Annotated in this window: 21 protein-coding genes, 1 pseudogene and 1 CRISPR repeat array; of the genes and pseudogenes, 21 read left to right on the forward strand and 1 reads right to left on the reverse strand. The window is 39.8% G+C overall.

All coding sequences use genetic code 11. The features are described 5' to 3' along the window. The first annotated feature begins 197 nt into the window (after positions 1 to 197). The 21 genes and pseudogenes from DG046_RS05600 (at position 198) to DG046_RS05695 (ending at position 22857) form a co-directional block, all read left to right on the forward strand. Positions 198 to 659 (forward strand): flavodoxin, encoded by a 462-nt coding sequence (locus DG046_RS05600; RefSeq protein WP_108831525.1) that lies wholly within the window; start codon positions 198 to 200, stop codon positions 657 to 659. A gap of 148 nt (positions 660 to 807) precedes the next feature. Beyond that, positions 808 to 1101, forward strand: a complete 294-nt coding sequence (locus DG046_RS05605) for a DUF3847 domain-containing protein (protein WP_108831526.1) — start codon at positions 808 to 810, stop codon at positions 1099 to 1101. A 57-nt stretch (positions 1102 to 1158) separates the two neighbouring features. Further along, complete coding sequence (locus DG046_RS10080; protein ID WP_234411463.1) at positions 1159 to 1566, forward strand: recombinase family protein; 408 nt, start codon at positions 1159 to 1161, stop codon at positions 1564 to 1566. A gap of 56 nt (positions 1567 to 1622) precedes the next feature. Beyond that, a complete protein-coding gene (locus DG046_RS10085) occupies positions 1623 to 2276 on the forward strand; it encodes a recombinase zinc ribbon domain-containing protein (protein ID WP_234411464.1) in 654 nt (217 codons plus the stop codon). A gap of 149 nt (positions 2277 to 2425) precedes the next feature. Further along, positions 2426 to 3076, forward strand: a complete 651-nt coding sequence (locus DG046_RS05615; protein ID WP_108831527.1) for a response regulator transcription factor — start codon at positions 2426 to 2428, stop codon at positions 3074 to 3076. Next, the gene (locus DG046_RS05620) at positions 3077 to 3937 is read left to right on the forward strand and encodes a sensor histidine kinase (protein ID WP_108831528.1); all 861 of its coding nucleotides are present in this window, start codon (positions 3077 to 3079) and stop codon (positions 3935 to 3937) included. 52 nt (positions 3938 to 3989) lie between these two features. Beyond that, entirely contained in the window at positions 3990 to 4670 is a 681-nt protein-coding gene (locus DG046_RS05625) for an ABC transporter ATP-binding protein (RefSeq protein ID WP_108831529.1), read from the forward strand. Next, the gene (locus DG046_RS05630; protein ID WP_108831530.1) at positions 4663 to 7098 is read left to right on the forward strand and encodes an ABC transporter permease; all 2436 of its coding nucleotides are present in this window, start codon (positions 4663 to 4665) and stop codon (positions 7096 to 7098) included. Before DG046_RS05625 ends, DG046_RS05630 begins: the two co-directional genes overlap by 8 nt. Before the next feature lie 46 nt (positions 7099 to 7144). After that, a pseudogene (locus DG046_RS09825) lies at positions 7145 to 7379 on the forward strand (hypothetical protein). Between the two features lie 373 nt (positions 7380 to 7752). Continuing rightward, positions 7753 to 8781, forward strand: coding sequence for a S66 family peptidase (locus DG046_RS05640; RefSeq protein ID WP_108831531.1), 1029 nt, complete (start codon positions 7753 to 7755; stop codon positions 8779 to 8781). Between the two features lie 630 nt (positions 8782 to 9411). Continuing rightward, positions 9412 to 10656, forward strand: coding sequence for an ATP-binding protein (locus DG046_RS05645; protein ID WP_234411465.1), 1245 nt, complete (start codon positions 9412 to 9414; stop codon positions 10654 to 10656). Between the two features lie 223 nt (positions 10657 to 10879). After that, a complete protein-coding gene (locus tag DG046_RS05650) occupies positions 10880 to 11152 on the forward strand; it encodes a DUF3784 domain-containing protein (protein ID WP_306419036.1) in 273 nt (90 codons plus the stop codon). A 67-nt stretch (positions 11153 to 11219) separates the two neighbouring features. Further along, a complete protein-coding gene (locus tag DG046_RS05655; RefSeq protein ID WP_108831534.1) occupies positions 11220 to 11753 on the forward strand; it encodes a GNAT family N-acetyltransferase in 534 nt (177 codons plus the stop codon). 282 nt (positions 11754 to 12035) lie between these two features. Further along, on the forward strand, positions 12036 to 12455 hold the full coding sequence (locus DG046_RS05660; protein ID WP_108831535.1) for a hypothetical protein: 420 nt from the start codon (positions 12036 to 12038) through the stop codon (positions 12453 to 12455). 717 nt (positions 12456 to 13172) lie between these two features. Further along, positions 13173 to 17252 carry a type II CRISPR RNA-guided endonuclease Cas9 gene (gene cas9 / locus DG046_RS05665; protein WP_234411466.1) on the forward strand — a complete coding sequence of 1360 codons (4080 nt, stop codon included), beginning with the start codon at positions 13173 to 13175 and terminating at the stop codon, positions 17250 to 17252. Between the two features lies 1 nt (position 17253). Continuing rightward, positions 17254 to 18120: a type II CRISPR-associated endonuclease Cas1 gene (cas1, locus tag DG046_RS05670; RefSeq protein WP_108831536.1), complete on the forward strand. Its 867-nt coding sequence runs from the start codon at positions 17254 to 17256 to the stop codon at positions 18118 to 18120. Between the two features lie 11 nt (positions 18121 to 18131). Next, complete coding sequence (gene cas2 / locus DG046_RS05675; RefSeq protein ID WP_255419586.1) at positions 18132 to 18455, forward strand: CRISPR-associated endonuclease Cas2; 324 nt, start codon at positions 18132 to 18134, stop codon at positions 18453 to 18455. Beyond that, positions 18445 to 19107, forward strand: coding sequence for a type II-A CRISPR-associated protein Csn2 (gene csn2, locus DG046_RS05680; RefSeq protein ID WP_159082072.1), 663 nt, complete (start codon positions 18445 to 18447; stop codon positions 19105 to 19107). The genes cas2 and csn2 overlap by 11 nt, the downstream gene beginning before the upstream one ends. Before the next feature lie 76 nt (positions 19108 to 19183). Next, a CRISPR array of direct repeats spans positions 19184 to 20076; the repeat unit is 36 nt; unit sequence GTTTTAGAGCCATGTAGTTTTGAATAGGACCAAAAC. A 122-nt stretch (positions 20077 to 20198) separates the two neighbouring features. Beyond that, a complete protein-coding gene (locus tag DG046_RS05685; protein ID WP_108831539.1) occupies positions 20199 to 20861 on the forward strand; it encodes a hypothetical protein in 663 nt (220 codons plus the stop codon). A gap of 210 nt (positions 20862 to 21071) precedes the next feature. Beyond that, positions 21072 to 21524: a VOC family protein gene (locus DG046_RS05690; RefSeq protein WP_108831540.1), complete on the forward strand. Its 453-nt coding sequence runs from the start codon at positions 21072 to 21074 to the stop codon at positions 21522 to 21524. A gap of 145 nt (positions 21525 to 21669) precedes the next feature. After that, complete coding sequence (locus DG046_RS05695) at positions 21670 to 22857, forward strand: L-lactate MFS transporter (RefSeq protein ID WP_108831541.1); 1188 nt, start codon at positions 21670 to 21672, stop codon at positions 22855 to 22857. A gap of 65 nt (positions 22858 to 22922) precedes the next feature. On the opposite strand, the gene DG046_RS05700 is transcribed toward DG046_RS05695, so the two are convergent. After that, positions 22923 to 24146 (reverse strand): dihydroorotase, encoded by a 1224-nt coding sequence (locus DG046_RS05700; RefSeq protein WP_108831542.1) that lies wholly within the window; start codon positions 24144 to 24146, stop codon positions 22923 to 22925. Positions 24147 to 24226 lie beyond the last annotated feature (80 nt).

Raw genomic sequence — 24226 nt, forward strand, 5'->3', positions numbered from 1 at the left:
ATTTTAGAAGAAATCTTAAAAGCCATTTTTCTATTTGAAAAATACCTTGTGGGAACATTTCAAGTGTAGATTATTGCAGGGTGTGTAGACACTATGTATATTTTAGGGGGAGTGAACAGGATAGATAATATCAGGCTACTTATCATATAATAAAAATGATATAATAGTAATTAGGTTGAATTAAGGAGATGATTATAATGAGTCCTTTGGTTGTATATTATTCATATTCAGGAATAACAAGAAGATTAGCAGAAGATATTGCGTTGATTACTGATGGGGATTTGAGAGAGCTGAAGCCACAAAAGCCCTATTCATTCTCATATAATACAGCTGTAAAAGAAGTGAGAGAAGAAATTGAAAAAGGATATTGCCCACCTCTTATTCAAAGGGCGGAAACTATTGAAAATGCAGAGGTGGTTTTTATTGGTTCTCCTAATTGGCTTGAAACTTTTGCCCCACCCGTGCTATCGTTTTTAAGAACGGTTGATTTAAGTGGAAAGACAATTATTCCGTTTTGCACGCATGGCGGAGGTGGTTTTGGGAGAATGATTGAAGATTACAAAAAGGAATGTAAGAATTCAATTATTAAAGATGGAATAGCGTTAAAAGGAGATTACAGTTTTGATGAACTAAAAACATGGTTAGATAGTAATTTATGAATCCCAGTTTATTAAACTCAAATAACCAAATAAAAGATACAAGATAGCAATTCACGAAGCAGTAAATCAAGTCGGTTTACTGTTTTTTTATTGCTCAAAATCAAGAAGAAAGGACAAAGAAAATGAAAGACATAGAAGAAAAATTTTAATGGCAAAAGAAGAAATCAAGCAGTTACAAAATAAAAGAAAGAAGCTCATCAGTCAGCAGAAAGAGGAAGCACGAAAAAAGAGAGATAGACGGCTTTATAAAAAAGGAGGAGTATTTGAAAGTATCTTTACCGAAAGCAAAGAATTAACCAAAGACGAATTTTATCAACTAATCTCATTCACAAATATCAAAGAGGTAATAAATCAAAAAATCTTAGAAATTATTGAGAATAGAAAAGAAAGGAAAAATAAAAATACAGAAACACAAGAGGAAGAAACGGACATAGAGGAATAGTCTCTTGTTTACAAGGACGCACTTATACACCCTAAGGGAGAAGTCCTCCTTACCATTATGGCATCTCTTGCTCAACAGGAAAGTCAGTCTTTATTACAAAATGTGAAATTGGGCATTCAATATAGATTTCAACAAGGTCAAGTCCAAGTAAACCATAATAGGTTTTTAGGCTATACAAAAGACGAAGATGGAAAACTTGTCGTAGTTCCTGAAGAAGCAAAAATAGTAAAAAGGATCTACAGAGAATACTTGGAAGGGGCAAGTCTACGAGACATAAAGGAAGGACTTGAAAAAGATAAGATAATAAATGGAGCAGGAAATAAGAAGTGGCATGTATCAAACCTCAATCAAATTTTAACTAATGAGAAATATATGGGAGACGCTCTCCTGCAGAAAACCTATACAGTAGATTTTCTGAATAAGAAAAGAGTAAAGAATGATGGAATTGCCCTCAATATTATGTAGAAAATAGCCACGAAGCCATCATACCCAAAGAAATCTTCATGCGAGTTGGAGAAGAAATGTACAGACGAGCTAATATGGTAAGTGAAAAAGGGAAGAGAAGAATTTACTCAAGCAAATACGCCCTTTCAAGTATTGTCTATTGCTCGAAATGCGGTGATATTTACAGGAGAATTGCTTGGAACAACAGAGGGAAAAAATATACTGTTTGGAGATGTTGCACAAGAGTAACCCATGGACCAGATGCCTGCCATGCTAGAACTATAAAAGAAGAAGACCTACAAGAAGCAGTTGTGGAAGCCATCAATCAGCTTATTTCTGAAAGCAGTGAATTAAAAGAAATAATAAAAGAGAATATAGAAAAAGCCATCACAGGTGATGGGAGTAGGCAGATAGAAGAAATAGATAAAGAAATGCTGGAGGTTCAAGAAGAGCTTTTAAAAGTCGCCAATGCCAAGAAAGACTACACAGAACTTGCAGACAGAGTGGAAGAGTTAAGAAATGAGAAAGAAAATATACTTCTTGAAATGGCAGAAGAGAAGAATGAACAAAGCAGACTAAAGGAACTAGAAGAGTTTTTAGAAAGCCAACAATTAGAAATAGACAGCTATGATGAAGAATTGGTAAGGAAACTTATAGATGAGATTGTTGTTTATGATGAAAAGCTTAAAGTAGTGTTTAAGTCAGGAATTGAAATTGATATCAACAAGTAGCAGATCCGTAAAGGGTCTGTTTTTAATATAAGTGGTAATGGTATACTATAAGTGTGATTATTGGTATATAGTCTTAATTTGCTTATAGACAAATACTATAAAACAAATTAATTTAATAGATTTCAAAGTTAGTACATGAGAGGATTAGAATGAAGAGTGTTTTGATTATAGAGGACAATAAAGAAATTGCTTTACAAATGAAAGAGTATTTGGTTAATAATGGTTATGAGGTTGAGATTGCATCAACTTTTTACGAAGCGAGCTATAAGATGAACGTAGACATGGATGTGGCACTACTTGATATAAATCTACCAGATAAAGACGGTCAACATTTGATTGAGAAGCTAAAAGATAAGGACATAAGAGTAATTGTAACAACAGTAAAAAGCGATGAAGATTTTATAATTTCAGCTCTTGACCAGGGAGCTGATGATTACCTAACCAAGCCATTTTCACTTGCGATACTAAGGGCAAGGATTGATGCAGTTTTAAGGACAATACCTCTAAGTCAAGACAAAAAAATTACTTATAAGGATATCAAAATAGATTTAAATGATTCAAAAGTTTATTTTAAAGATAAACAAATAGAACTAACTCCACTTGAATATGAAATCCTAGTCCTATTTATTAAAAATCCTCACCGAGTTTATACCAGAAGTCAGCTGTTAGAAATGTTTTGGGAAGATAGGGATAAATTTGTAAATGATAATACCCTCACATCAACTATAAAGAGAATAAGAGAAAAGCTTGATAGGGAAGTTATTTCTACTGTTAGAGGAATTGGATATAGGATGGATTAAATGATATATGTATTTTGGACAATAAGTCTGGGATTTCTTTACTATATTTTAGAAAAAAGAAAGAAATCTAGAATAAATGAGCTTATAGATCTGATAGAAAATATGAAAAATCAAAATTACAAAATTCCAATGAAGCAAGATGATTTTTCTATTCTTGAAGATAATATCTATAAGCTATTTATAGAAATAGTAGAAGCCAAAGAGACAAGTAGGAAAAATAGCGAAAATCAAATCGAATACCTAGAAGATATCGCCCATCAAATCAAAACTCCAATTACATCCATGCTTTTTTCTATAGAAAATTTGGAGATGGACTATCCAGATAACGAAGATGTAGAAATTTTGAAAAGACAAATTCTTAGATTAAACTCCCTATCAGACATTCTTCTTAAACTATCAAGCCTTGATGCCAACAAAGACCTTATGAAAAAGGAAAAAGTTTGTTTTGATGAATTATTAGCATATGCTCTAGACACTCTTAAATTAAAAGAATCTACAAGGGTCATGATAGATGACACTCTGACGGAAAATATAATTTGCGGAGATTTTTATTGGCTTGCTGAAGCTATTATTAATATTATTAAGAATGCTGATAATAGATCTACTTGTGATAAAGTCGTGGTTTCATCTTATAAAAATCCCCTCTATACAAGCTTAATCATTGAAGACAATGGTGGTGGAGTAGAAAAAGAAAATATAAAAAAAATATTTAGACGCTTTTATAAAACTCCTGATTCAAATGGCTTTGGAATTGGTCTTGCTATGGCAAAGACAATTATCGAAAAAAATAATGGAGAAATTTCTGTTTCAAATACTGATATTGGAGCAAGATTTGAAATAAAATTTTACAATGTCACCTAAAAATCACTTTACTTTTATATGCTTACCTTGACATAAGAAAAAGGAGGCAAGTATGGAAGTATTAAAAGTAGAAAATTTAAGAAAAGAATATGGAGAGAAAAACTCCAAAGTTGTTGCCTTAGATGGTGTCAATCTTGAAATTGAAAGAGGAGAATTTGTCGCCATTGTTGGACCAAGTGGATCTGGCAAATCAACCCTCCTTCATATCATAGGAGGAGTGGATAGTCCAGATGATGGTAAGGTCTATATCGATGGTAACGACATCTCAAAGTATTCTCCAAAGGAGCTAGCTTACTTTAGAAGAAGAAAGGTCGGACTAATTTATCAATTTTATAATTTGATTCCCAACTTAACGGTTCGTCACAATATAGAACTTCCATTAAAACTAGATAAAAGAAAAATAAATCAAGATGAATTTTCAGATATAGTAAAAAAACTTGGTATAGAAAGTAAACTCGACTCTTTCCCGAGTGAATTATCAGGAGGTCAGCAACAAAGAGTTGCCATAGCCAGAAGTCTTATCTACAATCCATCAATCATATTAGCCGATGAACCAACAGGTAATTTAGACAGGAAAAATTCTAAGGAAATCATAGAAATCTTTAAATATTTCAATCGAACCTTAAAACAGACGATTATCCTAATCACCCATGACGAAGAAATTGCCTTACAAGCAAATCGTATTATTACCATAGTCGATGGAAAAATTGTAGGAGATGAAAGAAATGAATAAGAAAAATTTTCCGATTTTCATCTCACTTTTAATTGTCAGTTTGTTTTTTACTGTGGTTTTTTATTATAGTTATACAATTGTTAAATATAATAATGAAAGTTTCATGACCGTAAATTTTTATGATGCAGAACTTGAAGGGAACTTAACAAGTAATGATATTGAAAAAATAAAAGATATTAATAATATAGAATTTGCAGGTGAAATGTCCATAAACCCTGAATCGGCAAAGTACAAGAATGATTTGATTGCCGTAAATTATCAAGATAATGATATAAATAAAATGAGAGAGCATTCAGATTTACTTGGAGGACACTTTGCTAAAAGTGATGGAGAAATAGTATTATCGGAAAGTCTAGTCGAAAAAAATAAGCTAAAATTAGGAGATAAAATACAGCTTGATTTTGGGCATAGACTAATAGAGGGTAAAGAGATAGATGCCATAAGTACTTTTACTGATAAGGAGTCTTATAATCTTAGTTTTAGTAAAGACTTTGAGGTAGTTGGAATTTATGAAGATGTCTATAATAAATACAGTAGAGTTAATTATGCTTTAGCACTGAAAAATGAAGATGATCCAGGCAAAGTAGTATTAAAGTTTAATTCTTTTGAAAAGGCTTATGATAACAAAGTAAATCTACAAAATGAAATCACTAAAAAAATAGGTAAAGATGTTTCTTTAACTTTCAATTCTAATTTAATAGATTATTACGGCGTTGAGTATGACTTTCCTCATAATATTTTAACTGAATTAGGAACCATTCTTTCTGTAATAGGGGCTATATTACTATTTGTATTTTTTGTAAAAAATATATTCAAGGTGTGGGCTTTTAGGAAAATCAAGGAACTTTCTGTATATAAGTCCATAGGTACTACGGATTTTCAGATATACTTGTTACTATTAAAAGAAGGTATTTTTCTATCTGTTCTACCTATATTAATTGGTCATATCTTTGGATACTGTTTTATCTTAAAATTGTTTAGGCATCTTGAGATTGATCAAGGGGCAGGAAAACTAGTATCTAGTTATTTCAGTCCTTTACTTAGCCTAGCGATTGTTACAGTAGCTCTTTTAGTAGTAGTATTTTCTATTATTCAACCAGCAAAGAAAGTTTCAAAAATACCTATTATTGAAGGTATAAAGGGAAATTTAAACTTTGATAGCTTTAAGAAAAAAAGATATAGGAGCTTATGGAAAGAATTAAAATCAAATAACCTTGATAGTATTAAATCACAGCGTTATGTTTCTGCTATTGGTGTCATTATAATTTCTGTTTTAGTTATTATTGTGGCAGTAACTAAATATAACAGAGATTTTTCTTACTATGATGCAGGCTACAATGTAATAGCTAGTTATTATAGTGAAAATAGGAGCGTTCCTAAAGTTTTTAAAGAAATTGAAAAAGAAACTCCAAATGATAAGTCCTATATTTCAAAAGAAAGTTATATTCAGGTAGATAATGATTTAGAATTGTCCAAAGAAGCTATTAACATGTCTCTAGATCAAAAGTTAGAGTATTATTTGAAAAAGAGTCATTCAAGCCAGTTGAATGGGATGCTTATAGCTTTAGAAGATGAAGACTTTAGTAAATTGGGGGCAAGTAAGGGAGAATTTATTCTTTATAATATGGTACAAGAAAACCCAAACACTCCAGTAGCTAAAGCAAATAAAATACCATATTTTAATAATCCGAAAGATATAAACTTACAGATAGGGGAGAATTTTCAAAAAAGTATAAAAATTTCTAAAACTATAGATGATTTGGGAAACTATGATTCAATAACTTTACCATTTTATGTAAAAATCTACACAGATTTCGATACCTTCTTCCAACTTATGGATGAGTCAAAAGATGAAGAATTTATTAATGCTCCGTATGTATTAAATATGAATGTAAAAGACTCGGAGATGAGAAATGTAAAGGATTATTTGGATAATAAGATAAGAGAATCGATAATGCCAAATGAAAAGTACGATATTAACACAAAAGCAGATATTGAAATGAATCGAAAAAGTGATCTAGAATCTTTAAAGAAAGTCGCATTTGCGATGGCTTTCATTATTTTTATTCTCAATGTGACAAATGGTTATTCATCCATTAATTTAAGTCTTATGAGTAGAAAGAAGGAAATTGGCAGCCTTTATTCATGCGGTATGGACGTAGATGAGTTAAAGAATATTTATCGAAAAGAGTTTATAGAAGAGCAAATAAAATCATTTATTGTTGCGGGAATAACCACATTAGGAGTCATGCTTGTAATATCTCGTATAGCTCCTAATTTAAGTCTTAATATATTAATAAGATATTATGACTATAAATTATTTCTTGGATTTTCTATTGTGGTATACGCAATCAACTTACTAATCTATAATTTTTCACTAAAGAGAATTTTAGACAGACCAACAATTGATTTGATTAGAACAGAATAATTTCAAAGAAAGAGGAGTATTTATTAAATAGAAATTAAGCAAGAAGATATTTCTACTTGGACTTGTAATATTTGTTATTTCTTACCTACTTACAGTAGAAATATTTGAAAGCTATACAAGTCTAAGACCAACTGGGACTGACATCAATGTTTGTCTGCCCAATTATTGGACTAATAGGTTTAACATTTGGGGTAAAGGAAAAGGATGAGTTGTTTATAATATTGAATCTACTTTTGATTTTTTTACTTCCTATAGCAATGTTTGCAGCTTATCTAATATAAGTAACGCGACTAAAACAAGAAAATAATAATCTAAACAGCTCTTTTATGGGCTGTTTTTTCTTAGTTCTAAAATGATATAATAATTATAAGATGTTTATTTATTGACATATTCCCACATACGAGGCTTTTTAAAAAAATTAAAATTTATCCATACTGACCACTCAAGCCATGTTGAAGCCCTAACCCTGTTTTCACGAGATTAACACAGTTAATCGACGTGAAACAGCGGTAGGTCCCATGCCAAGAATCTCCAAGAGAATTGTCCGTTAAAGAGCTTCGATTGGCAAGATTCGACGGCTGAGAGTGTAGTAATGATGTCAAGAAATTAAGAACATAGGATATTTTTACTTTATTTAGAAATTTGGAGGAAATAATGATAAAGAAAATAGGAGTTGTGAGCTTATCAAGTGGTGTTTTGGGGGAAAGCTTTGTTGAGCATGAAATAAAAATAGGAATAGACAGATTAAATAAGCAAGGAGTCGAAATAGAATTTTTACCTAATTCTTTGAAAGGTATAGACTTTTTAAAGAATAATCCAGAACTTAGGGCAGATGATTTGCTGCTTGCTTTTGAAGATGACACTATTGATATGATTTTATGTGCTATTGGTGGAGAAGATACCTATAGATTAGCTCCTTATTTATTTGAAAGAGATAGATTAAAAAATATTGTCAAACAAAAACTTTTTTTAGGATTTTCTGACTCAACAATGAATCACTTCATGCTAAATAAGCTTGGCATAAAAACATTTTATGGTCAGGCTTTCTTGCCAGATGTATGTGAACTATCTGATAGTATGTTAGCTTATACAGAAAAATACTTTTTGGAACTTATAAAAACAGGAAAAATAAATGAGATACATCCAAGTGAAGTGTGGTATGAAGAAAGGAAAGATTTTAGCGAGAAAGCTATAGGAGTAAAAATGAAAAGTCATCCTAATACCGGTTTTGAGCTTTTAAGAGGAAATCCTATATTTAGTGGAAAAATTTTAGGCGGATGCATAGAAACAATATATGATATGTTCGATAATTCTAGATTTAACGATACAGTAGAAATTTGTAGCAAATATAATTTATTTCCAGCCCTTGAGGAATGGGAGAATAAGATTTTACTAATAGAATCAAGCGAAGAAAAATCAAAACCAGATTTATATAGGAAAATGATACTTGCTCTAAAAGACTACGGCTTGTTTGATGTATTAGCAGGAGTATTAGTAGGAAAACCTAAAAATGAAATCTATTACGAGGAGTATAAATCTATTTTATTAGAAGAAATCACTAATAAATATTTACCAATTATCTATAATATAAATATTGGACACTCAACACCAAGATGTATAATTCCTTTTGGGGTAGAAGCAGAAGTAAATGTAAGTAAACAAATGATCTCATTTAATTATTAAACAAAATTGATCTGAGCTATGGTTTTTTTACTTTAGAGTGACATAATAAATTACAAGATATTTACTGATTGACCTATTCCCACATACGAAGCTTTTGAAAAACATTAAATTTTATCCATACTGACAACTCAAGCCATGCTGAAGCGATTGCACTTCTTGTAAAAAGATAAGGTCTTGATCATGCCAAGAATCTCCAAGAGAAGCGCCCGCCGGGGCGATCCGATTGGCAAGATTCGACGGCAGAAGCGATTCTCGTCTTCTGAAAATTAAAGAAATAGCTTATAAGGCTTTCAGGGTTACGATACAATCCCGAAAGTCTTTTTTATGCCGGTCGTTTTGAAAGTAGACAAAAGAAATAACGAGAGGGAGATCGATCACAGAAAATGGAAGTGCCTGGAGTAAAGAACAGATAACCGGGCATTTGAAATGCTTCGCCCATTCGCGGAAACGAATTTAAAAATAGGTCCGTAGTGGAATTATTTCGAAATAGGATTGAATTTAACGGGGGCATCTCCTATACTTAGATTAAAGTCCGCTATGGAAATAATTTTAAATAGAAAGGGGTGTAGGCTTATGGAGATCAAGCGGGATCATTATTTAGAGAAATTAATACGAAAAAAGGATAACGGATTGATTAAAATCATCACAGGAATCAGGAGGAGCGGAAAATCCTACTTACTCAATTATCTGTTTTATAAGCACTTGCTTGAAAGCGGCGTCGACGAGGACCACATAATAAAATTTGCCTTTGACTCAGGAAGAGATCTGTTGAAAATTGGTGAAGATCTCATGGATTTGGACGTGCTGAGCGGGGAAAGGTTGGTCGATCCTAAGAAGTTTTTAGCTTATATCACGAGCAAAACAAAGGGCGGTGAGAAGTTTTACATCCTCTTGGACGAAGTGCAATTGTTGGCGTCCTTCGAACAAGTATTAAACGGCTTTTTGCGCCAAGATAATTTTGATGTTTATGTTACGGGGAGTAATTCTAAATTCTTATCGAAAGATGTCATCACCGAATTTGCCGGAAGAGGCGACGAAATCCATGTCATGCCCCTGGTCTTTTCCGAATTTCTTCAGACCTACGACGGCGATAAAGAGGATGCCTTTGCTGACTATCAAGTCTATGGCGGTTTGCCGGCGCAAGCTTTGATGAAGACCGACGAAGATAAGATGAATTATCTCAAGGGACAATTGGAAAACGTCTATTTGCGCGATATTGTTCACAGGTATGACATTCGCTTAACGGCCGAGCTGGAAGATTTACTCAATATCTTGGCATCGGGCACTGCAACGCTGACGAATCCGACAAAACTGGCATCCACCTTTGCGTCGATTAAGAAATCAAAAATTTCTGCCAATACGATCGATAAATTTATCGGCTATTTTGAAGACTCCTTCATGTTAAAAAGAGTTTACAGGTACGATGTCAAAGGGAGAAAATACATTGGAACGCCTTATAAATTATATTTTGAAGACGTGGGGCTTCGGAATGCAAGATTAAATTTCAGACAGATCGAACCGACCCACCTTATGGAGAATATTATTTATAACGAGCTGAGATATCGAGGTTATATGGTGGATGTGGGCATGGTGGTGAAGAGGGAAAAGGATAAGAATAATAAAGATATAAAGAAACAGCTGGAAGTTGATTTTATCGCCAATCTGGGAAGCAAGAGATATTACATTCAATCGGCATATCGCCTTCACTCTGTAGAAAAAATGAATCAGGAAAAAGCATCCCTGTCAAATATTGATGACTCGTTTAAAAAAATCATCATTGTAAACGACCGCATCAAACCGTTTTTAGACGAGCACGGGATACTGACGATGAATTTATTTGACTTTTTGTTAAACGCAGAAAGTTTAGATTTTTAATGAATAAATTGATTTATTAGTTATGGATATGTTCCCATAGACAAGGATTTTAGAAATATGAAAATTTTATTCATACTGACCACTCAGGCCGTGTGGAGGCGGTGTGTTTGTCGTCAAGGGTGAAGGACCAAACGGAATAGGAAAGCCCTAAAATCAAAAGATTTTGAGAAGATGCCGAAGAGAGGTATCGTCCGAGCTCTTTTTCGTCCAAAACGAAGCTAATTTGGATGAACTCGGCGCGAGTGGACGAAAAAATTGTTTAGGGGCGGGCAAAATGTTGATATTAAAAATTATTCTAATGACAGTCGGTGTTGCATTTACTACATTCGGATATAAGATTTATTTTCAAAAGAAATACAATCTAATCAACGGTTTTGAAGAGGCTTGTAAAGCAGGTAGAAAAACAAAACGATATGCCGAGAGCGTGGGATTGGTAGAATTTATTATCGGAATTATCCTAACTGTAATCGGAGTCTGTATGATTATGATTAAATAACAACCATTTCAGGTTTACGAGCCGGACAAGCCGAAACGGACGAAATAAGTTTGAAAGGAGTGCTCGAATGATTCGAAAGGCGGTTTATTCCGATCTCGATGCTGTGGTTACTATTTACAACGAAATTCTCCAATTGCAAGAGGATGGGGCAATCACGGTGGGATGGATTCGTGGCGTATACCCGACGAGAGCGACTGCGGAAGAGGCGCTTCGTCGAAACGATCTGTTTGTCATGGAAAAGGAAGGCGTGGTTCTCGGCTCCGCCATCATCAATAAGCTCCAGGTGGATGTCTATGCAGAGGCTAAATGGCGGCACGAGGTGGATGCCGAGAAGATATGTGTGCTGCTCACGTTTACGATTTCGCCCCGCGTAGGCGGCCGGGGACTCGGAAAGCAGTTTGTCGATTTCTATGAAAGCTATGCATCGGATCACGGATGTTGCGTCCTTCGCATGGACACAAATGAACGAAATCATGTTGCGCGGAAGATGTACAAGAAGCTGAATTATGAAGAAATAGACATTGTGCCCACGGTGTTTAACGGCATTCCCGATGTCAATCTGGTTCTTTTGGAGAAGTATTTGGGGGATACAGAGAAGTAAGCTTTGCTCGTAAAAAGGATAAGGTATCGGCCTTAACTCGGGGGATATCGTTTGAAATTCCGGCTTTTAAGTATACGAAATTTATATCAGGCCTCATCCCAAAGACTTATTTTCAGTGTCGAGCGTGGAAACGCTGTTCAGTTTCCGGTTTGTTTGGCACTATTTTTAAATTAAAGTTGAAAATCAATTAATTATGTAAAATTATCGTGTATATTTATCAGGAGCGCATGTATATTTGGTTAATATCGTTGACAGTTCCAATAAAAATTAAGGAGACACAAAATGAGAATAATAGAAATCATAAAGAATTTGATATTTAGAACGCCAAAAAACAAATTAAGTTATGAAGACATGGTCCAAATAAAGGAAAAAGGTTTAGTTCATTTTACTGACAAGTGCAATGTTAACTCAATAATAAATGAAGGAATAAAGCCGTGTCCGGAAAAAAGCATGAGGCGTTCGGAAAGAGAGTTTACTTGGTTTTACATGAATCAGTCGAAGAAAGATATCATGGATAAATATAATACAATAAAAACAAAGGGCAGAAGAGCAAGTTATGATGTGTATTTTATAATAAAGAATTTAAGTGACGATCAAATGAAAAACATGCTATATAGAGAATATGACAAAGCCATCGTGCATAAAGGTGTTCTAAAAACGGACGATATGGAGTATTATTCGGTGAAAGATTTTGATGATTAAAAAGGACAAACTTAGCCTAGATATGAACCAATACCTTTGTGAATCGTAAATGAGCGAACGACCGGGCGATTATATCGCGAAACCTTAAGTAATATTCGAACATGAACTAAAATTCAGAAATAAATCACATGTAGAGAATTTAATCCATAAATAAGAACTCGGAGATTTGACAAAAACTTCGGTTGATGCAAAGAATGACGAATGGTACCCGACGCGCCTCTTAACAATGCGGACCAAGTCGGGTCTTTTGTTGCAAAAAATGAGCTTTACGTTAATCATTGGGGAACCGGTTTTATGGAGTGAAAGAATCGAGAGTACAACGAGGCGTACGACAAGCAGATGAAGGCATGTGGATTTTGACTAATAATCACATTTTTCTTTCGCCGAACCGCACGAAGTGATGATTATCTCTAATTCGGTTTATGTACATCGTGCGATGAATTGGCCTGCAAAATCGTCAAGGTATGCTAATGATTTGTTATGTAGAGAATAATTGCAGTAAGAGAGCCGTTCATATAAAATATATGAGGAGGCAAACGATTTACGAATTGCTCTATTTAAATTTGGGCATAAAAAAAGCGCCGAAACAGCGCCACTTTTTCAAGTTGATTACGGACAAAGCCTTATTTTAACTTGCAATGTAGTTTTGAATAGAACCACCTTCAGTATATCATGCCATGAATTTTTGTCAATATAAAATAGATTAAGGAGGACGAAGTGGAGAAGAAAACAAATTATACCATCGGTCTGGACATAGGCACCGACTCCGTCGGCTGGGCGGTTGTAAAAGACGATCTGGAATTGGTCAAAAAGCGCATGAAAGTGCTCGGAAACACAGAGACAAATTACATAAAGAAAAATCTTTGGGGCAGTTTGTTATTTGAATCCGGTCAAACGGCAAAGGACAGGCGGTTGAAGCGTGTGGCACGCAGGCGCTATGAACGCCGTCGAAATCGCTTAACAGAGCTTCAGAAAATTTTCGCGCCGGCCATTGATGAAGTCGACGAAAACTTCTTTTTTCGGTTGAATGAAAGTTTTCTCGTGCCGGAAGACAAGGCGTTTTCTAAAAACCCTATTTTCGGGACATTGGGTGAAGATAAGACCTATTACAAAACCTATCCGACGATTTACCATCTCCGTCAGCATTTAGCCGACAGCGAAGAAAAAGCGGATGTTCGCCTCATTTATTTGGCGTTGGCCCACATGATTAAGTACAGAGGTCACTTCCTGATCGAAGGTAAATTAGATACGGAGCACATTGCCATCAATGAAAATTTGGAGCAATTTTTCGAATCTTACAACGCGCTGTTTTCGGAAGAGCCCATTGAATTAAGGAAAGAAGAGCTCATTGCCATTGAAAATATTCTCAGAGAGAAGAATAGCCGTACGGTAAAGGAAAAAAGAATAACAAGTTTTCTCAAAGACATCGGGAGGGCAAACAAACAGTCGCCGATGATGGCTTTTATTACCTTGATTGTCGGCAAAAAAGCGAAATTTAAAGCGGCATTTAATTTGGAGGAGGAGATCAGTCTTAATTTGACTGACGACAGTTACGACGAGAATCTGGAAATATTGCTGAACACCATCGGCAGTGACTTTGCCGATCTTTTTGATCATGCACAGAGAGTTTACAATGCGGTGGAACTGGCGGGGATCCTGAGCGGTGATGTGAAAAACACCCACGCCAAACTTTCTGCGCAGATGGTGGCCATGTATGAGCGTCACAAAGAACAATTGAAGGAGTATAAATCCTTCATCAAAGCGAATTTGCCTGATCAATACGACATGACATTCGTAGCACCGAAAGATGCACAAAAGAAAGATTTAAAAGGGTACGCCGGCTATATCGACGGAAATATGTCGCAAGATAGTTTTTATAAATTTGTTAAAGATCAATTAAAAGAAGTACCCGGCAGTGAAAAATTTCTGGATTCAATCGAAAAAGAGGATTTTCTGAGAAAGCAGCGATCCTTCTACAACGGCGTCATCCCGAACCAAGTGCACTTAGCAGAAATGGAAGCCATATTGGATCGCCAAGAAAACTACTACCCCTGGCTCAAAGAAAATCGAGAGAAAATCATATCCCTATTAACCTTCCGAATTCCCTACTATGTAGGACCCTTGGCCGACGGGCAAAGTGAATTTGCATGGCTTGAACGCAAGAGCGATGAAAAGATAAAACCTTGGAACTTTTCAGATGTGGTCGATTTGGATCGCTCGGCAGAGAAATTTATCGAGCAATTAATCGGGCGCGATACCTATTTGCCCGATGAATACGTGTTGCCGAAGAAAAGCCTGATCTACCAAAAGTACATGGTATTTAACGAATTGACGAAAATCGCCTATTTGGACGAGCGCCAAAAAAGGATGAATCTTTCAAGTGTTGAGAAAAAAGAGATTTTCGAAACCTTATTTAAGAAGCGCAGCAAAGTGACAGAGAAGCAACTTGTGAAGTTTTTTGAAAACTACCTGCAAATCGACAACCCGACCATCTTCGGCATCGAAGACGCATTTAATGCCGATTACTCTACGTATGTGGAATTAGCGAAGGTGCCTGGCATGAAGTCGATGATGGATGATCCGGACAACGAAGACCTGATGGAAGAGATCGTCAAAATCCTCACCGTATTTGAAGATCGCAAGATGCGGCGTAAACAGTTGGAGAAATATAAAGAACGGTTGAGTCCGGAACAAATAAAGGAATTGGCCAAAAAGCATTACACCGGTTGGGGGCGGCTATCAAAGAAACTGCTGGTCGGTATCCGGGATAAAGAAACGCAAAAAACGATTCTCGACTATTTGGTGGAAGACGACAACCACTCCGGCGGACGTCAACATCTTAATCGAAATCTCATGCAGCTTATTAACGACGATCGTTTAAGCTTTAAAAAGACCATTGCCGAATTGCAGATGATCGATCCGTCTGCAGATCTCTATGCTCAGGTACAGGAAATTGCCGGAAGCCCCGCCATAAAAAAAGGTATTTTGCTCGGGCTGAAAATCGTCGATGAGATCATACGGGTAATGGGAGAAAAGCCGGAAAACATCGTAATCGAAATGGCCCGCGAGAATCAGACCACGGCGCGAGGAAAAGCCTTATCGAAAAGAAGAGAAGCAAAGATAAAAGAAGGACTGGCAGCACTGGGCAGCTCCTTATTAAAGGAGAATCTGCCGGGAAATGCAGATCTCTCTCAGCGCAAGATTTATTTATACTACACCCAAAACGGGAAAGACATTTATTTGGATGAGCCATTGGATTTCGATCGGCTGTCCCAATACGACGAAGATCATATCATTCCCCAATCTTTCACGGTGGATAATTCATTGGATAATTTGGTTTTAACAAATAGCAGTCAAAACCGCGGCAATAAAAAAGACGACGTGCCTTCCCTGGAGGTTGTAAACAGGCAACTGGCGTACTGGAGGAGCTTAAAAGACGCGGGATTAATGACTCAACGCAAATTCGATAACTTGACCAAAGCCATGCGAGGCGGTCTGACGGATAAAGATCGCGAGCGATTTATCCAGAGGCAATTAGTAGAGACGCGGCAGATCACGAAAAACGTCGCGAAATTGCTGGATATGCGGTTAAATGACAAGAAAGATGAAGCGGGAAATAAGATTCGTGAGACGAATATCGTCTTGCTCAAATCGGCCATGGCTTCGGAATTCAGAAAAATGTTCCGACTTTACAAGGTCAGAGAACTTAACGATTATCACCACGCCCACGATGCCTATTTAAACGCGGCCATTGCGATTAATCTGTTGGCCCTCTACCCTTACATGGCGGACGATTTCGTCTACGGCGAATTCAGGTATAAGAAAAAACCGCAAGCGGAAAAGGCGACCTATGAGAAACTTCGGCAATGGAATCTGATTAAGCGCTTCGGAGAAAAGCAGCTGTTCACGCCGGATCACGAAGACTGCTGGAACAAAGAACGCGACATCAAAACGATAAAAAAAGTCATGGGCTACAGGCAGGTAAATGTAGTAAAGAAGGCGGAAGAACGGACGGGTATGCTTTTTAAAGAGACGATCAACGGCAAGACGAATAAAGGCAGCAGAATACCGATAAAAAAAGATCTGGATCCGAGTAAATATGGCGGTTACATTGAAGAAAAGATGGCTTATTATGCAGTAATAAGTTACGAAGATAAGAAGAAAAAACCTGGAAAAACCATCGTAGGTATTTCCATTATGGACAAAAAGGAATTTGAGTATGATTCGATTTCTTATCTGGGAAAATTAGGATTTTCAAATCCCGTGGTCCAGATAATCCTAAAGAATTACAGCTTAATCGCTTATCCTGATGGGAGAAGACGTTACATTACCGGAGCTACAAAAACAACGAAGGGTAAAGTTGAACTTCAAAAAGCAAATCAAATCGCTATGGAACAAGATTTGGTAAACTTCATCTATCACTTGAAAAACTACGATGAAATAAGCCATCCGGAAAGTTACGCTTTTGTCCAATCACATACAGATTATTTTGACCGACTGTTTGATTCAATTGAACATTATACTCGCCGTTTCCTGGACGCAGAAACGAATATCAATCGTTTGAGAAGAATCTACGAGGAGGAAAAGAAGAAAGATCCCGTTGATATAGAAGCGTTGGTAGCGTCCTTTATAGAATTGTTAAAACTAACATCAGCAGGCGCACCAGCCGATTTTATATTTATGGGAGAAGCTATTTCAAGGAGAAGATATAACTCCATGACAGGCCTGTTTGACGGTCAAGTGATCTACCAGTCCCTAACCGGGCTCTATGAAACCAGAATGAGATTCGAGGATTAGTATGGGATTTCGAACCGTTGTAGTAAACACCCACGCAAAACTTTCTTACAGAAACAATCACTTGGTATTTACAAGTGCAGAGAAAACAGAGGTCATTCACCTGTCGGAGATCGACGCACTGATCGTTCAAACCACCGATGTGAGCATCACTTCCATGCTGATTAAGCGGTTAATAGACGAAAAAATAGTGGTTTTGCTCTGTGACGAAAAAGCATTGCCTCACTGCATGATCACGGATTTATACGGCCGCTTCGACAACACTCTTCAACTCAAACGGCAGATCGCCTGGGATGATGATCGAAAAGCAGTGCTCGGAAAGGCGATCATTGCGGAAAAAATCCGCAATCAGGCGGACCTGTTGATAAAATCGGAATTTCGCGAAAAGGGAAAACGCCTTATCGACATGATCGGCGAACTGGAAGAAGGCGATCCGAGCAATGTAGAGGCGCACGCGGCCAGAACTTACTTCAACACACTTTTCGGAAATCAGTTTACAAGAAGTGACGATACGGATATTAATGCAGGGCTGAATTATGGCTATAGCCTGCTTCTGGCGACCTTTGCCCGGGAGATTGTTTTGAACGGATGCCTGACACAATTGGGCATCATTCACGGCAATCAATTTAATCAATACAACTTGGCCAGCGATTTTATGGAGCCCTTTCGGCCGGCTGTTGACGAAATTGTCTACACGAATCGAGAAGATAATTTTAGGCAACTGAAGCGGAAACTTCTGGAAATCTTTAATCGTACGTGGTTCTACAAGCGGCAGTACATGTATCTAACAAACATCGTTTCCGATTACACCCGTTGCCTGATTAAAATTCTAAATGGAGAAAATGGGGAATTTCCTCATTTCAATCTATGAGTTACCGATATATGCGATTACTTGTACTATTCGACCTGCCTACGACCACCCCGGAGGACTTGAAGGAATACCGTCGCTTTCGTAAATTTCTAATCAACGAAGGATTTATCATGTACCAATATTCCGTCTACAGCAAGTTATTTTTAAACAACACATCGAAGGAAGCCATGGTCGAGCGCATCCGCAGAAACGCGCCGAAAAAAGGATCCGTCAGTTTGTTGAGCATCACGGAAAAGCAGTTTGCAAAAATACAATTGATTGTCGGGCAAAAAGATTGCAGCGTCGCCAACACGGACGCGCGAATTGTCATATTGGGAGACGATGATGAAGCTTAATTATCCTTTCTTTGACGAACCCATTGAACTTGGACCGATGACCGTATTGTCCATCGAGGAAATTCACGTATTTCGCAGGTTTGTAGAGGAATTCTACACCTATGACGAGGACAGCCGAATCAAGCTTTTTGACGATGATCTAAACAATCGATCGAAAATAAACGTGAAAATCATCGGCGACGTATTGGAACACGATCCGTCCTCGACCACGGTCCTAAAACATATCTATGAGGATCTTACCGCGCAATTGAACGGCATGCCGGAAAAGCGAATGGAGTTGGAACGCCTGACTTTGCAAGTGGCGGATCTGCTTCAACAAGAGCTGCTTGAGCACGAGCTACACCTCACCATGGAAGAGGCGAGTCCGGAAAAGCTCTATAAAGCATTTGGCATAAAAATAGAGGTAAATGCCGGCGCTTTCTATCAAAAAATTTATGAGATCGTCGACATTTACCACTACCTGGATAAAAGGAACATCCTGGTATTTGTAAATACATTGGCGTATCTGGATGCAGGGGAGATCAAAAGTTTGCGGGAATACATGGCATTGAGTCGAGTGCAAGCCCTATTTATTGAACCTGCATCGCAAAGCAAACATGCCGACTACTACCTGGATAGCGACTTCTATTTGCATAAAAATGTGATAAAATAGGGTTATTATGAGACAAGGATTCTATTCAAAACGAGAGTGTGCAAAGCGAGTGGCAGAGGATAAAACCGGTTCCGAGGTTTTAGAGCCATGTAGTTTTGAATAGGACCAAAACTTGACTATCGCTGGTGCGGTGAAAATTGTGTTTTAGAGCCATGTAGTTTTGAATAGGACCAAAACCCGGATCGGCGAGATCCGGAGCGCGAAGAAGTTTTAGAGCCATGTAGTTTTGAATAGGACCAAAACTCAGTGCCTCTTTTTCCCGTGTCCCTGCTGGTTTTAGAGCCATGTAGTTTTGAATAGGACCAAAACGCGGGGACCCCGACCCCGCCTCGTAGCCGTGTTTTAGAGCCATGTAGTTTTGAATAGGACCAAAACTATAAATAATGTTGATGCCGATTCATATGAGTTTTAGAGCCATGTAGTTTTGAATAGGACCAAAACCTAATCCTGTTTCATCTGCTCCTTCTTCTTGTTTTAGAGCCATGTAGTTTTGAATAGGACCAAAACCCGTATCACCACCCGCATCACAGGATCCCCGTTTTAGAGCCATGTAGTTTTGAATAGGACCAAAACTTCTAGTAAGAACAAACTAATTCTTAGGGTGTTTTAGAGCCATGTAGTTTTGAATAGGACCAAAACCTAATCCTGTTTCATCTGCTCCTTCTTCTTGTTTTAGAGCCATGTAGTTTTGAATAGGACCAAAACCCGTATCACCACCCGCATCACAGGATCCCCGTTTTAGAGCCATGTAGTTTTGAATAGGACCAAAACTGGTTATGCAGAATAAATTGCGTCAAGCAAGTTTTAGAGCCATGTAGTTTTGAATAGGACCAAAACTGGTCCACGCATGTCATCACCCCCTTAAAGGTTTTAGAGCCATGTAGTTTTGAATAGGACCAAAACAAGGTCTGTGCCATAAAAGATGAGCAAATGGTTTTAGAGCCATGTAGTTTTGAATAGGACCAAAACATTGTGCCGGCTCCGTCTCGCCCTGCCAAACACGTGGATTGAAATCACAAATATACATTACCGGAAGTGAAACACACCCATCCCTCGCGCGCACAAGAATGAAAAGTTACCGGGAGGCTCACATGAAAAGATTCCTTTTACTTATCCTGGCCATGTCCATGGCTTTTTCGGTCGCTTGCACGAAGGTCGGCACAAATGAAGAGGAAAAGACAGAACAAATTTATCCGCCCATGGTCAAGGTGGCGGGCGTCGTTTACGTGGACACGGGCTATGAAAATGCCATGGCGACCTGCGGCACGGCGGACGGCGAAATAAAAACCGCCGTGGACGGGAGGGAGATGCCCGCAAATGACGATGAATCGAATTTCGGCACGGGCTACGACTACCAATTTTGGGAAAAGGGCTATATGAATGTTCGCCTGAACAATCGGTGGATTTTATTTAAGGATTTGAATCTCAAGAACGACGGCGATGGGATTCCGGCGTGGGTCGCTCATTTTACGGCGAGGGTCATCAAGGCGGAGGAAGATTCCCTTCTCGTCGAGGTGACGGACGTGGACGATGGGTTTTATTTTAAGAAGCAAATGACAAAGCCCGTTTCTCTGTCCATTGAAAATTTGGATCACGGGAAGGACGGATTTGTCAGCACGGATGGACTTGAGGGGAAGACGGTGGAGGTTTATTTCGGTGGCGAAATAAAAAATGCGGAGCCGGAAAGTTCCGTGCCCATCCGGCTTGAAACCATCTATAAAATCCATGTAAAGGAAGGCAATGGGGGGAAATAAACTTTCCGGTCGGGAGAAAAGGCGGTCGATGACGTTTGACATGTCGGCAGCGATTCAGGGCCGGTTGTTTTGAATGGGACCAAAACCCATCATTTACAGACGTGATTCGGCCTCATCTTTCGGTTTTGTTTATGGTATAGTTACAAGAACACAATCAATAGAATCCCGCGGCATTTGCCATTTGAAAGGGGATAGAAGGGAAGAGATTTCATGATCGGAAGAATTTTTCACGTGGGCCTCACGGTATCTGATTTGGATCGATCCGTCGTTTTTTATCGCGATGTTCTCGGCCTTGAGTTTCAGGGGGAGATGATCATGACCGGGGCTGCCACCGACGCGTTGTTTCAAAAGAAAAATTGCAAGGTGAGGCTGGCCTATTTAAACGGTTCCCGCCACGTGGAAGCGCCGCCGGTGGAGCTGATTCAGTTTGTCGGCGATCCATCGGCGAAGGGAGAGCCGGATATGTTTGCGCCTTCCATTTCGGAGCTGTGCTTTTATACCGATGCCATTGACGCCGTTTACGAAAGGCTTCTTGCAAAAGGCATGGAATGTTTGTCGCCGCCCATGGCCTTCGATTTTACGGACCAAGGCTTCGGCAAAAGCAAAGCGTTTTATTTTAAAGATCCCGACGGGATTATTTTAGAGATGATGCAGCCTCTTTAGGCGATTGAGCGAGCCTTCGGGCTCGTTTTTTTGTGCCGTCTTGCCGTCGCTCTCCTTGAATTTTCCTTGTCTTTATTGAAAATTTATATTAGAATATCGAGGACTACACATTTTTTTAATTAATAAATAAAGAGAAGGAGTGACTATGAAGACGCACAATCGTTGGGTGGTTCTCGCCGCCTGCGTGGTGATCAATTTGTGTCTCGGGGCCGGTTACGCGTGGAGCGTGTTTCAGGGGCCTTTGGTGGAGATGTTTGGTTTCACGCCGGCGCAGGCGACGATCGCTTTCAGTATTTCTTTCGGCATGGGTCCCGTAGGGATGATTTTATTCGGGCCGCTTCAGGATAAGAAGGGGCCGCGGCGGATTACTTTCGTCGGCGGTTTGCTGTATGGTTTAGGTTTTATCTTAACTTCGTTTATGACGAGTCTGGGCTGGCTCTACCTGTCTTACGGTTTGGTGGCCGGGGCGGGAATCGGCATGGCCTACGGCTGCACCACGGCGACAACGGTGGCCTTGTTTCCCGACAAACGGGGCCTCGCCAGCGGGCTGAATGCGGCGGGCTTCGGCTCCGGTGCCGTGGTATTCGCGCCCATTGCGGCGGCGTTGATTCGCTCCTTCGGCGTCTTGCACGCGTTCCGCTACCTGGGCATCGCCATTTTGATCATTATTTGCGCCGCATCCCTTCTTTTAGTGGGACCGAAAGAGAAGCAGGCGCAAGGGGTGATTCCCGAAGGCGACAAGCGCCCCTCGGAAATGCTTCGCATGGGCCGCTTCTGGATTTTGTGGGTGATTTATGCCATCGGCGGCATCAGCGGCATGATGATTATCGGTCACGCCTCGCCCATTTCTCAAGAGCACATCGGCTATCCCCTGGCCATGGCCACGGCGGTGGTTTCCATCGTGAGCCTTTCCAACACCTTGGGCCGCATTTTCTGGGGCTCCATGTCCGACCGCTTCGGTCGCTACCCGGTGGTAAGCATGATGTTTGCCGTATCCACCGTGGGCATGCTGCTCATGTATTTAAACATTTCGCCGGTGGTCTCCGTATCGGGCATTGTGCTCATCGCCCTGTGCTACGGCGGTTTCCTCGGCATTTTCCCGGGGATTACCGTGGAAAACTGGGGCGCCACCTTTAACGGCAGCAATTACGGCTACATGTTTGCCGCCGTGGGTATCGCCGCGGTCATCGGCCCCGTCCTCGCCGCTTCGGCGAAGCAGGCCAATGCCGGGGACTACGGCCCCGCCTTCTTTATCGCGGCGGCGCTGAACATCGTGGGCCTGGCTCTTATGCTCGGTTTTCAAAAGTTTCAAAAGAAAAAAGCAAGTAAATAAAAAAAGGTGTGCGTTGCGCACACCTCGGCTTCAGCAAACCTCGGATTTCATTCGGGGTTTGTTTTTTATTCAAATTCATGGTATTTGCCTTTCACGCAAATGCCTTTTATTTTTCCCTTAAACGTCTTTCCGATCAGGGGAGAATTGTGGCTTTTGCCGCGGAAGAAGGCCTCGTCTACCGCGGTTTCGCCTTCGGGATCGAAGAGCACGAATTCGCCGCCGGCGACGCCTTTGTGGGGCAGCTTGTAAAAGTCCGCCGGGATTTTCGTCATGGCGGCGATAAGGTCTTCCAATGTGCATTTATCCTTCAGCACCAGCTCCGTGTAGAGAAGCACGAAGGCGGTCTCGAGACCCGTAATGCCCGAAGGGGCGTCTTTCAGGGGCCTGTTTTTCTCCTCCGTTGTGTGAGGCGCGTGGTCCGTGGCGATGCAGAAGTTTTCGTGGCCGATAAATTTCGCAAGATCCGATGCGTCCTCCGCCGTGCGCAGAGGCGGATTCATTTTCGCCAAGGTGCCGTAAGTCTTCACGTCCTCCCCGGTCATGGTCAGGTGGTGGGGCGTGATCTCGCCGAGCACATTCGCTCCGGATTCGGCAAAGGCGGCCACAAGGCGGGCGGTGAGGGCGCAGGAGATGTGTTGAATGTCAAGTTTCGCTCCCAGGTAATGGGCCAGGGAAAGGTCCCGGGCCGAGAGGCTGTATTCCGCCATGGCGTCGGCGCCTTTAAGGCCGAAGGCGGGGGCAAAGCGGCTGTCCACCCCCGGATTTTTCACATAGGCGGGATCTTCTTCGTGAAGGCTCACGGGCAGATCCAAGGCCTTGGCCCGAAGGAGGCCTTCTTTTAACAGGTCCATATTATCCACGGGAAAGCCGTCGTCGGAAAAGCCCACGGCCCCCAGTCGCGCCGCCTCTTCCATGTCCACGAGCACTTCGCCCTTCAGGTCCTTCGTCAAAGCGCTCACAGTGTAAGCGTAAAGGGGCAAACTTTTCGCCCGGGCGTAGAAATCTGCGATGATATCTCCCGTCATGACGGGTTTCGTGTTGGCCATGGCGAGAATGTGGCCGTAGCCGCCGTGTAGGGCCGCCGCGGCGCCGGTGTCCAAGGTTTCTTTTTCTGTAAAGCCCGGGTCCCTCAAGTGCACGTGCACATCCACAAAGGCGGGAAAGGCCATGAGGCCCGCGCCGTCGACGGTTTTATCCGCGCCTTCCACGGGGACGATGAGGGTGGCGGTTTCGTATCGCCGGGACACGGGATCGATGATGCGAACATTTTTTACGGTAAGTGTAGCCATGGCTCCTCCTAACGACGGAAACAATTCTGTGATAGAATACAATTGCAAACGGGGTATGAATAAAGTAATGAATAGAGGTG

The organism is Aedoeadaptatus coli, assembly GCF_900343085.1.
Classification (GTDB): domain Bacteria; phylum Bacillota; class Clostridia; order Tissierellales; family Peptoniphilaceae; genus Aedoeadaptatus; species Aedoeadaptatus coli.

Bases quoted from the DNA above. Each gene is read 5' to 3' on its own strand.
- DG046_RS05600 (WP_108831525.1), top strand. From the start codon at position 198: ATGAGTCCTTTGGTTGTATATTATTCATATTCAGGAATAACAAGAAGA.
- DG046_RS05605 (WP_108831526.1), top strand. From the start codon at position 808: ATGGCAAAAGAAGAAATCAAGCAGTTACAAAATAAAAGAAAGAAGCTC.
- DG046_RS10080 (WP_234411463.1), top strand. From the start codon at position 1,159: ATGGCATCTCTTGCTCAACAGGAAAGTCAGTCTTTATTACAAAATGTG.
- DG046_RS10085 (WP_234411464.1), top strand. From the start codon at position 1,623: ATGTACAGACGAGCTAATATGGTAAGTGAAAAAGGGAAGAGAAGAATT.
- DG046_RS05615 (WP_108831527.1), top strand. From the start codon at position 2,426: ATGAAGAGTGTTTTGATTATAGAGGACAATAAAGAAATTGCTTTACAA.
- DG046_RS05620 (WP_108831528.1), top strand. From the start codon at position 3,077: ATGATATATGTATTTTGGACAATAAGTCTGGGATTTCTTTACTATATT.
- DG046_RS05625 (WP_108831529.1), top strand. From the start codon at position 3,990: ATGGAAGTATTAAAAGTAGAAAATTTAAGAAAAGAATATGGAGAGAAA.
- DG046_RS05630 (WP_108831530.1), top strand. From the start codon at position 4,663: ATGAATAAGAAAAATTTTCCGATTTTCATCTCACTTTTAATTGTCAGT.
- DG046_RS05640 (WP_108831531.1), top strand. From the start codon at position 7,753: ATGATAAAGAAAATAGGAGTTGTGAGCTTATCAAGTGGTGTTTTGGGG.
- DG046_RS05655 (WP_108831534.1), top strand. From the start codon at position 11,220: ATGATTCGAAAGGCGGTTTATTCCGATCTCGATGCTGTGGTTACTATT.
- DG046_RS05660 (WP_108831535.1), top strand. From the start codon at position 12,036: ATGAGAATAATAGAAATCATAAAGAATTTGATATTTAGAACGCCAAAA.
- cas1 (WP_108831536.1), top strand. From the start codon at position 17,254: ATGGGATTTCGAACCGTTGTAGTAAACACCCACGCAAAACTTTCTTAC.
- cas2 (WP_255419586.1), top strand. From the start codon at position 18,132: ATGCGATTACTTGTACTATTCGACCTGCCTACGACCACCCCGGAGGAC.
- csn2 (WP_159082072.1), top strand. From the start codon at position 18,445: ATGAAGCTTAATTATCCTTTCTTTGACGAACCCATTGAACTTGGACCG.
- DG046_RS05685 (WP_108831539.1), top strand. From the start codon at position 20,199: ATGAAAAGATTCCTTTTACTTATCCTGGCCATGTCCATGGCTTTTTCG.
- DG046_RS05690 (WP_108831540.1), top strand. From the start codon at position 21,072: ATGATCGGAAGAATTTTTCACGTGGGCCTCACGGTATCTGATTTGGAT.
- DG046_RS05695 (WP_108831541.1), top strand. From the start codon at position 21,670: ATGAAGACGCACAATCGTTGGGTGGTTCTCGCCGCCTGCGTGGTGATC.
- DG046_RS05700 (WP_108831542.1), bottom strand. From the start codon at position 24,146: ATGGCTACACTTACCGTAAAAAATGTTCGCATCATCGATCCCGTGTCC.